Source organism: Olsenella sp. An290, from assembly GCF_002159535.1.
Taxonomy (GTDB): Bacteria; Actinomycetota; Coriobacteriia; order Coriobacteriales; family Atopobiaceae; genus Thermophilibacter.
Window position 1 is genome coordinate 164,516 of record NZ_NFIU01000002.1, and the last position, 13,170, is coordinate 177,685.

A 13,170-nucleotide genomic window follows, 5' to 3' on the forward strand; every position below is an offset into this window, starting at 1 on the left:
TCCTCGGGGGCGCGGCGCTCTTCTCGCGCCCGCTTTTACACAGCTCGCCAACTATAGCACATGCGCCTGTCCCTGCAACCTAAAACCCCAAGCATTTGTGGCGTTTTTGTCACGCGCCACAAATGCTTGGGAGCCGGCCGCCCGTCTCCCGCTCCTCGGGGAGCAGGAAGGCGGCGACGGCGCCCGAGCGGCACGCCACCTCGGCGGCGGGGCTCGTGACGACGTTGGAGACGCCGAGGTCCCCCAGGAGCTCCATGGGGTGGTCGTCAAGCTCCCAGCGCATCCCGCGCTCGTCGATGCGGGTGCCCGGCGCCACCGCGATCGCGGAGAACGTCCGGCCCACGGCCTCGGGGCCCAGACGCCAGGCGCGCTCCCCCGCCGCCGAGACGATCCTCATCTCGAAGCCGTCCTCCACAAGGCGCGCGCGGGCGGCACCCGCGGAGGCGAGCTGCCCCACGACGGCCAAGGCGTGGTCGGGACGCCCGCCCGCGGCGCAGGTGAGGGTCACCGCGAGCGGTGCCTCGCGGCGGGTCGCCTCGTGGCGCGCGCAGTCGAGGGCGAGCGCGAGGTCGGTGGCGTACTTCTCGGCAGGAAAGCCCACGCAGGTCCGCGCCGCCGCGCGGGCCCAGCGCGCCGCCTCGTCCGAGGCGGAGTCCGCGTCGCCGCAGAAGACGTCGGGGGCCACCCCGGCGGCGTGGCAGACGTCGGCGCCGCCGTCGGCGACGACCACATAGTCCGCCTCGTCGGCGAGCCTCGCCACGAGCTCGGGCGAGCTTGGCTCCGGGGAGCCCGCCACCACGAGCGCGGCGAGGGGCCGGCCGTGGGCCGCGGCGGGGCGCTCGTAGTCGCGCAGGAGGGCCGGCGAGAGCTCGGCGAATCCGTGGGCGAAGACGTCGCAGTAGGGGCGAACGTCCTCCTCGCGCCGGCCGTCGTGCTCGTTCAGGAGCCCGACCACGGGAAAGCCCGCCCGGCGTGCCGTGCGCACGCCGAACGGCGCGTCCTCGAAGACCCAGGTCGCCTCGCGCGGCGTGCCCAGGCGGCGCGCCGCCTCCAGGTAGACGTCGGGGAACTCCTTGTCGCGCCCGCCGACGTCCTCGGTGCTCACCACGTCCGCGAAGAAGTGCTCGATCCCGTGGGCCGCGAGCGCGCAGCGCAGCTCGCGCACCGGCGTTGACGACGCGATGACCATGGGGACCCCCGTCGCCGCGAGCTCCTCCAGAAAGGCGCGGGCGCCGGGCATGAGGGCGACCTCGTGCTCGTAGGCGTCGCGGACGTGGGCGCAGAGCTCCTCGTAGAGCGCCTCGGGGGAGGTCCCTATCCCAAGATCGTCATGGAGGAGCGCGCAGGTGTCGCGCAGGGAGAGCGCCTCGATGCGGTCAAAGGGCGGCGGCGTCGCGCCGTGGCGGGCGCACAGCCACGCGGCCGCGTGGCTCCACATCCCCATCGAGTCCACAAGCGTCCCGTCACAGTCAAAGATCGCCCCCGCCAGCTCCATCGCTTCCCCCTCTTCCCGGCCGCCCTTCTCGCGGGCGGCCCACGCGGCACAGATATGATGATATACGCGCGACCGCAAAACCTCGCGCTCGTCGAGGCGCGCGTTGGGTAAAGTAAGAGCGTTTGAACGTCTGAGTCCTCACGGAGGAAACCATGGCTCGTTACGACTACCACTGCCCCGACTGCGGCGCCACCTTCGAGGTCGAGCACCCGATGAGCGCGCATCCCAAGGTGAGCTGCCCCACCTGTGGGCACGAGGCCGAGCGCGTCTTTGACCCCTCGGGCATCGTCTTCAAGGGTTCCGGCTTCTACAACACCGACCAGCGCGGCAAGGGCGCCCCCAAGCCCGAGAAGTGCGCGGGCTGCCCGCACAGCGAGTAGCCGCCGCGAGCCGCGCGAGCCGCGCCCTGGGCACACGGGACGCGGGGCCAAGCGCTCTCAAGGCGCGCACCGGACGACCCAAGGCGCGCATCGGACGAGATCTCACGTAATCGCGTCCGGTGCGCGCCTCTTTTCTGCCCGCAGCGCACATTCGGCTTGATTTGCATCCGACCGGACGAGAAGAACGTCGAGTGCGCGCCTGTCGCCGCGCACCCGACGCGTTCTCTGGCGCGCCGCGCGCCCCGGCCGCGCGGGCCCCCGCAAGCCCGCTACGCGAACTGCGACCGGTAGAGCTCCGCGTACGCGCCGCCCGCCGCGAGAAGCTCCGCGTGGTTGCCCTGCTCGATGATCGTGCCCTTCTCCATCACGAGGATGAGGTCGGCGTCGACGATCGTGGAGAGGCGGTGCGCGATCACGAAGCTCGTGCGGTTCTCCATGATGGCCTCCATCGCGCGAACGATGGCCTGCTCGGTGCGGGTGTCCACGCTCGAGGTCGCCTCGTCGAGGATGAGGATCGCCGGGTCGGTGAGCATGGCGCGCGCAATGGTGAGGAGCTGCCGCTGGCCCTGGGAGATGTTCTCGGCATCGTTGGAGAGCATGGTGTCGTAGCCGTGCGGCAGCGTGCGCACGAAGAAGTCCACGTGCGCGGCGCGCGCGGCCGCCTCCACCTCCTCGCGCGTGGCGCCGGGCTTGCCGTAGGCGATGTTCTCGGCGATCGTGCCCTCGAAGAGCCAGGCGTCCTGGAGCACCATGCCAAACTGGCGGCGGAGCTCTGCGCGGGTGAGCTCGCGGGTGTCCACGCCGTCGAGCGTGATGCGCCCGCCGTCCACCTCGTAGAAGCGCATGAGCAGGTTGATGAGCGTCGTCTTGCCGGCGCCCGTGGCACCGACGATCGCCACCTTCTGGCCGGGCTCGGCCGCAAGCGAGACGTCGCGCATGAGCGGGCGGTCCGGCGCGTAGCCAAAGCGCACGTGCTCGAAGGCCACGCGCCCCTCGACGGGCTCGGGCAGCTCGGCGGGAGCGGCGGGGTCCGGCACGACCTCGGGCTCGTCGATGAGGCGGAACACGCGCTCGGCCGCGGCGAGGGCGCCCTGCAGCATGTTGAGCGTGAGGGAGAGCTGGGTGAGGGGCTCGGAGGCGTGCATCACGTACTGGAAGAACGCCTGAAAGACGCCGATGGAGATCTGCCCCGCCACGAGCATCCCGCCCGCGAGCAGGCCCACGGACACCTGGCAGAGACGCATGAGGAAGCGGATCGCCGGCGTGATGGCGTTGGTCACGAAGTCGGCCTCGGCCGAGGTCTCGGCAAGCTCCTCTGCGGCGTCGCGGATCTCCTCGAAGCTCGCCTTCTCGCGGCCGAACGCCTTGATGACCGCGCGCCCGCTGTAGGCCTCCTCCACGCGCCCCGTGAGCGTGCCGAGCGCCGCCTGGCGGCGGGCCGCCACCTTGAGCGTGTGCGCGGTCACGAGCCGGGTCACCACGCCAGCCACCAGCGCAAAGGCAACGAACACGCCCGTGAGCATGAGGTCGTAGGTCGCCATGAGCAAAACGGCGCCGCCGACCATGCACACGGCGATGAGCAGCTGGAGCACGCCGCGCTGGAGCACCTCGGAGATCTTGTCGAGGTCGTTGGTGGCGCGGCTGATGGTGTCGCCCGGCTGGTGCGCGTCATAGTAGGAGAGCGGAAGCCGCGCGAGCTTGGAGCCCATCTGCCGGCGCAGGCTCAGGTTGAGGCGCTCCGCGAAGCTCGCCATGACGAGGACCTGGATCGTGTAGAAGAGCCAGGAGCCCGTCCAGATGCCGAGGAACGTGAGGATCTGGAGGCCACCGTTCTCAAGGGTCACCACAAAGGCGCGCCCCTCGGAGAAGGACGCCTGGATGTTGCCCCAGAGCAGGTCGATGAGCCCCGCGCTGTAGGCGGTGGCGCCAAGGCTGCCCGCGACGTAGAGCATCGAGCAGAGCGCCGCCACGACCAGCCGCCAGCGCTGGCCGGCGGCCGCCCCCCAGAGGCGCCGGGCGGTGCCGAGGGCGTCGGCCGGGACCTCGAGCTCGGCCTCGGCGGCCGGCGCGGCCTCGCCGCGCTCGAGCTCCGCGAGGTCGTCGAGCTCGCGGTTCTTCTCGCTAGGCATGGGCGTCCTCCCCTCTCGTCTGGGAATCGGCGATGGCACGGTAGGTGGGGCAGCGCTCCATGAGCTCGTCGTGGGTTCCCAGGCCCACGACCTCGCCGTCCTTCAGGACCACGATCTGGTCCGCGTCGTGGATGGTGCTCACGCGCTGGGCGATGATGAGCGTCGCGGCGTCGGTGAGCTCGCCGGAGAGCGCGCGCCGCAGGGCCGCGTCGGTCTTGTAGTCGAGCGCGGAGAACGAGTCGTCGAAGACGTAGAGGTCCGCCTTGCGCACGAGTGCGCGGGCGATGGCCAGGCGCTGGCGCTGGCCGCCCGAGAAGTTCGTGCCGCCCTGGGCCACGCGCGTGCCGAGCCCGTCGGCGAGCTCGCGGACGAACCCTCCCTGCGCGACCTCGAGCGCGTGCCAGAGGCGCTCGTCGGAGGCGTCGGCGTCGCCGTGGCGCAGGTTCTCGGCAATGGTGCCCGAGAAGAGCCATGCCTTCTGCGGGACGTAGGCGATGCGCCGGCGGAGGTCCTCCTGGGCAAGGCGGCGCACGTCGACGCCCTCGAAGGTGAGGCTGCCCGCCGTGACGTCGTTGAAGCGCAGGAGCACCTTGGCAATCGTGGACTTGCCGGAGCCGGTGTTGCCGATGATGGCCGTCACCTGGCCGCGGCGCAGCGAGAACGAGATGTCGTGCAGGGTGTCCTCATCGGCGTCCGAGAAGCGCAGGCCCACGTGGTCGAAGCGCGCCACCTCCCCCGCCCGGCCCGTCCCGTCGGCGGGGGCCAGGCGCGCCGGCGAGGCGTCGTCGGCGATCTCGGGCTCGGTGGAGAGGACCTCCGCCGCGCGCGTGAGGCAGGCGAGCGCGCGGGGGACCTGAAGGATCGCGAACTGCGCCATCATCATGAAGATCATGATGAGCATGGCGTACTCGATGAGGGCGCTGATCGAGCCGATCTGCATGGCGTGGGCGCCCACGCGGTCGGCGCCGAACCACATGATCGTGGCCTCGACGACGTTCATGAGGAAAAACGTCATGGAGTCGGTGAGCGCAAAGACCACGTTCACGCGGATGGCGTTGGACGCGTACTCGGAGAACGTCTCGTCGAGGCGGCCCCGCTCGTGCGCCTCCTTGCCGAAGGCGCGAATCACGCGCACGCCCGTGATGGACTCGCGCAGCCGCGTGTTCATGTTGTCGATGAAGCCCTGAAGGCGCGTGAAGATGGGCGCGGACCTGGCCACCGCCGCCGCGGAGATCGCGATGATCGCCACCGTCACGGCCAGGAGCACCCAGCCCATGACCGCGTCCGTGGAGAAGGCCAGCGCCACCGAGATGACGCACATGATGGGCACCGGGAAGATCATGAGGATGGACATGAGGAGCGTCTGCTGGACCACGTTGGCGTCCGAGAGCGTGCGCGTGATCATGGAGCCCGTGCCGAACGCGTTGAAGTCCGAGCCCGAGTACGCAAGCGACGCGTCGTAGATTCGCAGGCGCAGGTCGCGGCCCACCTTGGCGCACAGGCGCGAGGCGAGAAACACCGAGGTGATGTAGCCGCCCGAGCCCAGGAGCGCCGCGAAGAGCATCGCGACGCCGTGACCCATGAGGGCGCTCATGTCGCGCGAGTTCACGGCAACGTTGACCATGGCCGAGAGCTGCGTGGGGATGAAGAGCATGCCGCACATGTCGCAGATCGAGGTGAAGAGGATGGCGGTGAGCAGGCCCTTGTACGGGGCCATGAGGGACAGCAGCAGCCGGGCCGAGGTGCGCTTGCTATAGTCGCGCCGGGGCCGTTCGTGCGCGGTCGTTCGTCTGGTCACTCGGTTGCTCCCCTCTCTGCGAGCCGTGCTCTCTCGTGGTCGATCGCGCGGGCGTAGGCGTCTGCCAGGCGCAGGAACTCCGCGCGCTCGTCCGGCGTCAGCGTGGCGAACGCCCGCTCCTCGGCCTCGATGGCCGGGACGATGCGCTCGTCGGCGAAGGTCCGCCCGGCGGGCGTGAGCAGGACCGTCTTTGCGCGGCGGTCCCCCTCCGCGGACGCGAGCGCCACGAGGCCCTTTGCCTCGAGCGCCTTGAGCGCGGAGTTGACGGTCTGGCGCGAGTACGAGAACTCGTCGGCGATGCGCGCCTGCGTGGCGCTGCCACCCGAGACCTCAATCGCGTAGAGAATCCAGTACGCCGTCTCCGAGAGCCCGCAGCCGCGCGCGAGCTCGTAGTAGACCTTGTCCGTCTTCTGGTAGAGGGCATCGAGCGCGCGGACGCTCGCGACCTCGGCCTTGTCCGTCATGTGCCGTCCCCCGTCCGGTCCGTCCGGTTGCGGGAGGACAGACTAGTCCGATTTCGGATTGTTGTCAAGGAGGCGAGAAGGACGGCCGCGCGGGACGGGTTGGCGCGGGGGAGGCGGGCGGCCGCGCGCAGGAGGCGGTTGGCGCGGAGACGCCGCGGCGCGCAGAGCGTGACTTCGAGCGAGCTTGTGCGGAAAACTCACTCGAAGGCACGTTTTTCTCGCCAGAAGCGTGACTTTGAGCGAGCTTTCCCACTCAGCTCGCGCAAAGTCACACTTTCGGGGCTGAAAGCGTGACTTCGAGCGAGCTCACACGGCAAGCTCGTTCAAGATCACGTTCTTCTCGCCCGAAGCGTGAGCTAGAGCGAGCTGGCACAGATACCTCACAAGAGATAACGCCCGCCAGCCAAAGTGTGACTTCGAGCGAGCTTTGCGGCCCGCCTCACTCAAAGTCACGGTTGCGACGCGGAAAGCGTGATTCTGAGTGAGCTGGCGCGGATAGCTCGCTCAAAGTCACGCATGCGGCCCCAAAAGCGTGACTTTGAGCGAGTCTCCTTGAACGAGTCCCTGAAGACAAAAGAAGGGGCCCGCGTCTCCGCGGGCCCCCAAGTCGCCATGTTCGCTAAAGCTTAGAGCTTGCGGACGTTGGAAGCCTGGAGCTTGCCGTTCTGGCCGGTCGTGACGTCGAACTCGACAGCCTGGCCCTCGTCCAGCGTCTTGAAGCCGTCCATCTGAATCTCGGAGTAGTGAACGAACAGGTCGTCCCCATCCTCACGGGAGATGAAGCCGTAGCCCTTGTCCGGATTGAACCACTTAACAGTACCCTGAGCCATGTCGTGCCTTTCTTTCTCTGCCCCGCGGGGCAAAAGCTGCGCTTGCGCGCGATACCCGTGGCCGAAAAGCCACAAGGGGTATGTTACCCCGAAACCCTCGTCTCAACCACCAGAATCCGTTGAGGGGGAAATCGAGACCGGTGGGCAGGGTTACACAAGACGTACGGGAGGCACACGGCCCCGCAGCCTGCAGAAACCTCTGCACGGACGGAATCCGTGCATGCTGACCTCGCATGAATTGCCCGGCGGGGGCCGGCGGCGGGCCGCGCGGCGGAACGCGCAGGCGGCGCCGCGGGCAGAAACTGCGCCGAGTGCGCGCCCGAGAAACCCATCGAGCGCGCACTCGACGCGTTTCTCGGCAAGGGCAGGGGCGGGGCCCATGGCCGCAGCCGCAGGGGCGCCGCCGGCAACCGGTACGGCTACAATCTGAGGGCGTAACGACCCACGGACGGAGCGGAGGCCATCGTGAGGGAATCGAGGAACTTCTGGATCGCGTTCGCCCTCCTCTGCGGCGCCGCCGCGCTCGACGTGGCCAATCCCTGCGTCGGCGTCCTCGCCCTCCTCCACCTGGCCCTGGCGCTCGCCGCCCTCCTGGGGTACCGCACCATGCGCCGGCGCGCCCGTACGCTGCGCGACGGCTCCCCCGCCCTCAGTCGGGAGCGCGAGCTTGGCGGAGCCGAGGGCGAGCGCCTCGCGCGCGAGAAGATCCGTCGGACCGTCAGCGTCATGAGCCGTACCTACCTGGGCTTCTGCTCCATCCTCACGATCTGCGTCGCGGTGGCCACGTGCCTGCTCACGATGCTCGGCCTGGACCCCGTGCACGGCGGCGCGACGATGCTGCCCGTGCAGCTCGCGCCCCTCGACGCGGCGCTCGACCTCTGGGCGCTCTCGGCCGTCATGAGCGTCGCCGCGGCGGTGCTCCTCACGGTAGCCGGCGGCGACGTGCGCCGCTGGCTGCACAGCCTCCCCTAGGGACCAAGCGCGGCGGGCGAGAAGGACCGCGCGCCCTCACCGCGCGCCAGCCGCGCTCCTACTCCCCCTCCACGCGGCGGCGCAGCCGCTTGACCTCGCCCCTCGAGCGCTTGGCCTCGAGCCGGCGACGGCGCTGCCCCGCCGGCACGCGCGTCTTCTTGCGCGGGCGCGGCGGCCGGGCGCGCAGGCGGCACGCCTCGAGGATCTTCTCGAGGCAGCGCTCCCGGTTCTGGAGCTGGCTGCGCCGCTCGCGCGACACCACCACGATTCCCGTGGGGACGTGGCGCATCCGCACCGCGGAGTCGGTCGTGTTGACGCCCTGGCCGCCGGGGCCGGTCGCGCGGAAGACCTGGACCTCGCAGTCGCGCGCGAGCTCCTCGGGGCTCATCCGCGCAAACGCGGCGTAGTCGCGGTATGTCAGCTTCCTCTCATCCATGCGCCCACTCTACCAGACCCCCCGGACACCGCGTCCGATGCCCTATCATGAGGGGCCCATACGACCGCTCGCAGGCAAGGACTCCCCATGGCCCTCATCCCGATAGTCGCGCTCGCGCTCGTCATCGCCTCCGTCGCCCTCCGCGCCCGGCGGCAGGGCGCGCCGCGTCCCGGCACCCCGCGCGTCTCCACCCTCTGCTGGGCGTCCCTGCCGGCGCTTCCCCTCGCGCTCGCCGCGGCATGGTGCGCGCTCGGCCTCTACGAGGGCGGGCCCGCCGAGCTCCTCGCGCTCGCGGCGGCGTCCCTGCTCGCGCACGGGACCGCGCTCGGCCGGGACGCCCTGCGTGCCCGCCTCGACGCGTGGGCGCAGGCCGGAGGCGTCCCCCTCCCCCTCGCGCACGCCCTTCTCGCCACGGTCGCGGTCCTCGCCTGCTGCGCGCTCGGGCTTCTCGCGCTCGAGCTCCCCTACAACGCCGAGGCCCTCGGAATCGCGCCCTGGTTCGCGCTCATCGAGGGCACCCTCATCCTGCTGGCCCTTCTCGCGCTCTACTTTCTGGCGCAGCGGTCGGGGGCGGGCCTCGCCCTGGGCGTGGCCGCCTGCTGGCTCGTCGGCCTGGCGCAGTTCTTCGTCGCCGCCTTCAAGGGGACGGCCATCCTCCCCAACGACCTCTTCGCCCTGGGCACCGCGGCCGCGGTGAGCGGGAGCTACGTCTACGCCGTGGACGGGCAGGTCGTGCTCGGCCTGGCCTGCGTGGCGCTCGCCGGGGGAATTGCCTCGACGGCCTTCAGGGCCCCCGCGCCCGGCGGCGCCGCCACCCGCGCCCGGCGGGCCCGGGGCGTCTGCGCCAACCTCGCCGGCGGCGCGCTCGCCGCGGGCGCGCTCGCGCTTCTCGTGACCGTGCCCAGCTTCACCGGCACGCTCGGGGTGGGCATGGACTACTGGTTCACGCTCGACTTCTACCGCCAGCAGGGCATGCTCACCACCTTTGTCGCCATTGCCCAGGACATGCGGATCGACGTCCCCGAGGGCTACGACGAGCAGGACGCCCGCGCGCTCGAGGCCGAGCTCGCGAGCACCTACGACGAGACCCTCGGCGCCACCCCCGCCCGCGAGGCGGCGCGGCGGCAGTTCTCCGAGAGCGCGCCGTCCATCGTCTGCGTGATGAACGAGACCTTCTCCGACCTCTCCGCCTTCCGCGGCGAGGCCTGGGGCTATGCCGGCACGACGGCCCTGGACGGGCTCGCCGGGACGCTCGCGCGCGGGCGTGCGAACGTCTCGGTGCTCGGCGGCGGCACCTGCAACTCGGAGTTCGAGTTCCTCACGGGCGTCCCGCTCGCCTACGTGGGGGACGGCAAGTACCCCTACCAGATCTACGACCTCACGGGGACCCCGAGCCTCGCGCGCCAGCTCTCCGAGCTCGGCTACGACACCACCGCCATCCACCCCAACCTCGCGAGCAACTGGAGCCGCGACGAGGTCTACCGCACGATGGGCTTTGACCGCTTCCTCTCCATCGACGACTTCGAGGGCGCGCCTACCTTCCACAGCGGTGTCACCGACGAAGCGACCTACGACAAGGTCCTCGAGCTCCTGCGCTCCGAGGACGCGCCGCAGTTCGTCTTTGACGTGACGATGCAGAACCACTCGGCGTACGACCAGGGCAACATCGCGCCCGAGCTCCTTGGCGGCTATTCCGTGGACGGCTTTGGCGCCTACGACAACGGGCAGCTCAACGAGTACCTCGCGTGCATCGAGTCCTCGGAGCGCGCGCTCGCCGACTTCGTCGCGGCGCTCGCGGAGCTCGACCGCCCGGTGGTCCTCGTCTTCTTTGGGGACCACCAGCCCTACCTCTCGACCGCGCTCAACGGCACCCTCTTCCCCGAGGAGGACCGGACCTCGCTCGAGCACAACCTCCGCACCCACCAGACCGAGTACCTCGTCTGGGCGAACTACGACGTCAGCGGCCATGACGGGCCCGTGGAGGCGGACACGAGCCTCCCCTTCCTCGCCGCGTCCACGCTGCACGCCGTCGGCGCGCCGCTCACGGACTTCCAGCGCGCCGCGCTCGTCGCGCACGAGGAGATGCCCTCGCTCAGCCTCGTGGGCGTGCAGGACGCCACGGGCGCCTGGCACCCGCTCGACGCCGCGGACGACCTCCCCGCGCGCTTCGACGAGCTCGCGCGCGTCACGTACCTGGAGTTTGCGAGCAAGGTGGAGTAGGGCCCGCGCCGGTCGGGCCGCGTCCTTTCCTTGGCCTATCATTAGCTTTGTGTAAGCAGCCAATCAGAGGACCTTCATGACCAGCACCCTTGCCCTGCCCCTCTCAGCCATCGCCCTCATCCTGCTCGCCGGTGCGGCGCACGTCGCCCGTGAGCTCGCGCACGGTCGCCGGCCGCGCGCCGGCACCATCGCGTGGCTCGCCGTGCCCGTGGCCGTCCTCGCCGCGCTCGGCGTGGCGTGCGGGGCGGGCCTCTACACCGGGGGCGCCCTCGAGCTTGTGCCTCCCTGCGCGACGGCGCTGCTCGCCGCCGCCTCGGCGCTCCTGAGGCAGCGCGCCCTCGATGCGCTCGAGCGCCTGGGCGAGAAGAACCCCACGGCCGCGCGCGTCGCACGGGCCGCCGTCGCCCTTGTCGCGATCGCGGGCTCGGCGGTCCTCGGGTTCCTTGCCGTCGAGCTGCCCTACAACCCGACGGCGCTCTCCATCGCCCCCGGCTTCGCCCTCATCCAGGGCCTGCTCATAGCCGGTGCGCTCACGCTGCTCTACTTCCTCTTCCAGCGGCACGGGGCAGGCGTCGCCCTGGGCGTGGGAGCCTGCTCGCTCATCGGGCTCGCGCAGTTCTTCGTCGCGAGCTTCAAGGCGTCCGCGATCCTGCCCAACGACCTCTTTGTCCTGGGGACCGCCGCGGCCGTGAGCGGGGGCTACGTCTACTCCTTCGGCGCCACGGTGGCGCAGGGGCTCGCGTGCCTGCTCGCGGCCGTGGCGCTCTGCGCGCCCGTGGCGCCCGCCCGGCGCGCGAGCGGGCGCGCCGTCGTGCGCGGGGCCCTCGTCAACCTGGCCTGCGCGCTCGCGACGCTCGTGGCGCTCTGGGCCGGCGTCACCGTCCCCAGCTACTTCGACGACCTCGGCGTGGGCATGGAGTACTGGTACACGCTCGACTACTACCGGAAGCAGGGCTTCATCACCACGTTCGTCGCCGTGGCGCAGGACCTCCCCATCGACGTCCCCGAGGGCTACGACCCCGCCACCGCCGCCGAGACCGAAGCCGCCTACGCCGCGACCTACGACGAGACGCTCGGCGCCGCACAGGGCCGGGCGGCCGCCGAGGCGCAGTTCGCGGAGACGCGGCCGAGCGTCGTCTGCATCATGAACGAGACCTTCTCCGACCTCTCGGAGCTCGCGGGGGAGCGGTGGGGCTACACGGGCCCCAGTCGCTACCGGTCCCTCTCCGACACGCTCCTCGGCGGCTCGCTCGACGTCTCTGTCCTTGGCGGCGGCACGTGCAACACCGAGTTCGAGTTCCTCACCGGAATCCCGCTTGCCTACGTGGGCGACGGGAAGTACCCCTACTCGCTCTACGACCTCGCCGAGGCGCCGAGCCTCGCGCGCCAGTTCTCCGAGCTCGGCTACGGCACCACCGCCCTGCACCCCAACTTCCCCACCAACTGGAACCGCAACCGCGTCTACGAGGCGCTCGGGTTTGACCGGTTCCTCTCCTTCGACGCCTTCGACGGCGACCCCTGGTACCACAGCGGGGTCTCCGACGAGGCCACCTACGACAAGGTGCTCGAGGTGCTCTCGGAGAGCGACGAGCCGCAGTTCGTCTTTGACGTGACGATGCAGAACCACTCGAGCTACGACCAGAACAACCTCGGCGACGTGCCGCAGTACCACGTGGACGGCCTGAGCGACTACGACAACGCCCACCTCTCGGAGTACCTCGCGTGCATCGAGGAGTCCGACCGCGCGCTCGACGAGTTCCTGGGACGCCTGCGCGAGCTCGACCGGCCCGTCGTGGTGGTGTTCTTTGGCGACCACCAGCCCGCGCTCTCCTCGATTCTGAACGACGCGCTCTTCCCCGACGAGGACCCCGCCTCCCACAGTGCGCGCACCTACCAGACCACCTACTTCGTCTGGGCCAACTACGACGTTGCGGGAAGCGACCAGACGGGCGCGAGCGAGACCACGAGCCCGGCCTTCCTCGCCGCCATGGCAAAGGAGGCGATCGGGGCGCCGCTCACGGACTTCCAGAAGGCGCAGCTCGTGGCGCGCGGGGAGATGCCCGCCCTGAGCCTCCTGGGGGCGCTCGACGCCCAGGGCGCCTGGGTCGGCCTCGACGACGAGGAGGCGCTGCCGCAGGCCTTCCGGGACCTTGCGTGCATGTCCTACCTGGAGTTCGCCGAGAAGCTCGAGTAGCGCCGGGCGAGAAGGACCGGGCCGGGCGGGGGCGTTCTTCTCGCGAAGGGCGTTCTTCTCGGCGCTCCCCTTAGGCGGCCTCTCGGCCCCCTTGGACCCTCTCCCTTGGGCACGGACCGGCGCAACGAAAAAGGCCAGAGCACGTATGCTCTGGCCTCGTCATGTATGGTGGGCGTTACAAGATTTGAACTTGTGACCTCTTCCGTGTCAGCGCCCTGCTACTTCGCTAACAGGCGTTTCCCAGCGAATCAA

At 70.4% G+C, this 13,170-nt stretch carries 9 protein-coding genes and 1 pseudogene; 4 read left to right on the top strand and 6 right to left on the bottom strand.

Going from position 1 to position 13,170, the window contains the following annotated elements; genetic code table 11:
- Positions 1-109: 109 nt before the first annotated feature.
- Positions 110-1,495, bottom strand: a complete 1,386-nt coding sequence (locus B5F84_RS02275; protein WP_087320258.1) for a thiamine diphosphokinase — start codon at positions 1,493-1,495, stop codon at positions 110-112.
- Between the two features lie 152 nt (positions 1,496-1,647).
- Between B5F84_RS02275 and B5F84_RS02280 the strand changes: the two genes are divergently transcribed.
- Positions 1,648-1,875, top strand: coding sequence for a zinc ribbon domain-containing protein (locus B5F84_RS02280; protein WP_087320260.1), 228 nt, complete (start codon positions 1,648-1,650; stop codon positions 1,873-1,875).
- A 269-nt stretch (positions 1,876-2,144) separates the two neighbouring features.
- On the opposite strand, the gene B5F84_RS02285 is transcribed toward B5F84_RS02280, so the two are convergent.
- The 4 genes from B5F84_RS02285 to B5F84_RS02300 form a co-directional block, all read right to left on the bottom strand.
- Positions 2,145-4,004, bottom strand: a complete 1,860-nt coding sequence (locus tag B5F84_RS02285) for an ABC transporter ATP-binding protein (protein ID WP_087320262.1) — start codon at positions 4,002-4,004, stop codon at positions 2,145-2,147.
- Positions 3,997-5,721 (bottom strand): ABC transporter ATP-binding protein, encoded by a 1,725-nt coding sequence (locus B5F84_RS02290; protein ID WP_087320475.1) that lies wholly within the window; start codon positions 5,719-5,721, stop codon positions 3,997-3,999. Before B5F84_RS02290 ends, B5F84_RS02285 begins: the two co-directional genes overlap by 8 nt.
- Before the next feature lie 77 nt (positions 5,722-5,798).
- On the bottom strand, positions 5,799-6,266 hold the full coding sequence (locus B5F84_RS02295) for a MarR family transcriptional regulator (protein WP_087320263.1): 468 nt from the start codon (positions 6,264-6,266) through the stop codon (positions 5,799-5,801).
- Between the two features lie 626 nt (positions 6,267-6,892).
- Positions 6,893-7,096 (bottom strand): cold-shock protein, encoded by a 204-nt coding sequence (locus B5F84_RS02300; protein ID WP_075279965.1) that lies wholly within the window; start codon positions 7,094-7,096, stop codon positions 6,893-6,895.
- 465 nt (positions 7,097-7,561) lie between these two features.
- Here B5F84_RS02300 and B5F84_RS02305 point away from each other — a divergent pair, with 465 nt between their 5' ends.
- A complete protein-coding gene (locus tag B5F84_RS02305; RefSeq protein WP_087320266.1) occupies positions 7,562-8,068 on the top strand; it encodes a hypothetical protein in 507 nt (168 codons plus the stop codon).
- A gap of 58 nt (positions 8,069-8,126) precedes the next feature.
- On the opposite strand, the pseudogene B5F84_RS02310 reads toward B5F84_RS02305, so the two are convergent.
- Positions 8,127-8,423 (bottom strand): annotated as a pseudogene (locus tag B5F84_RS02310) (peptide chain release factor-like protein); the annotation flags it as partial.
- A gap of 168 nt (positions 8,424-8,591) precedes the next feature.
- Between B5F84_RS02310 and B5F84_RS02315 the strand changes: the two are divergent.
- Together B5F84_RS02315 and B5F84_RS02320 are read left to right on the top strand one after the other, a co-directional pair.
- The gene (locus B5F84_RS02315) at positions 8,592-10,724 is read left to right on the top strand and encodes an LTA synthase family protein (RefSeq protein ID WP_087320268.1); all 2,133 of its coding nucleotides are present in this window, start codon (positions 8,592-8,594) and stop codon (positions 10,722-10,724) included.
- A 76-nt stretch (positions 10,725-10,800) separates the two neighbouring features.
- Entirely contained in the window at positions 10,801-12,918 is a 2,118-nt protein-coding gene (locus B5F84_RS02320) for an LTA synthase family protein (RefSeq protein ID WP_087320271.1), read from the top strand.
- The last annotated feature ends 252 nt before the right edge of the window (positions 12,919-13,170 follow it).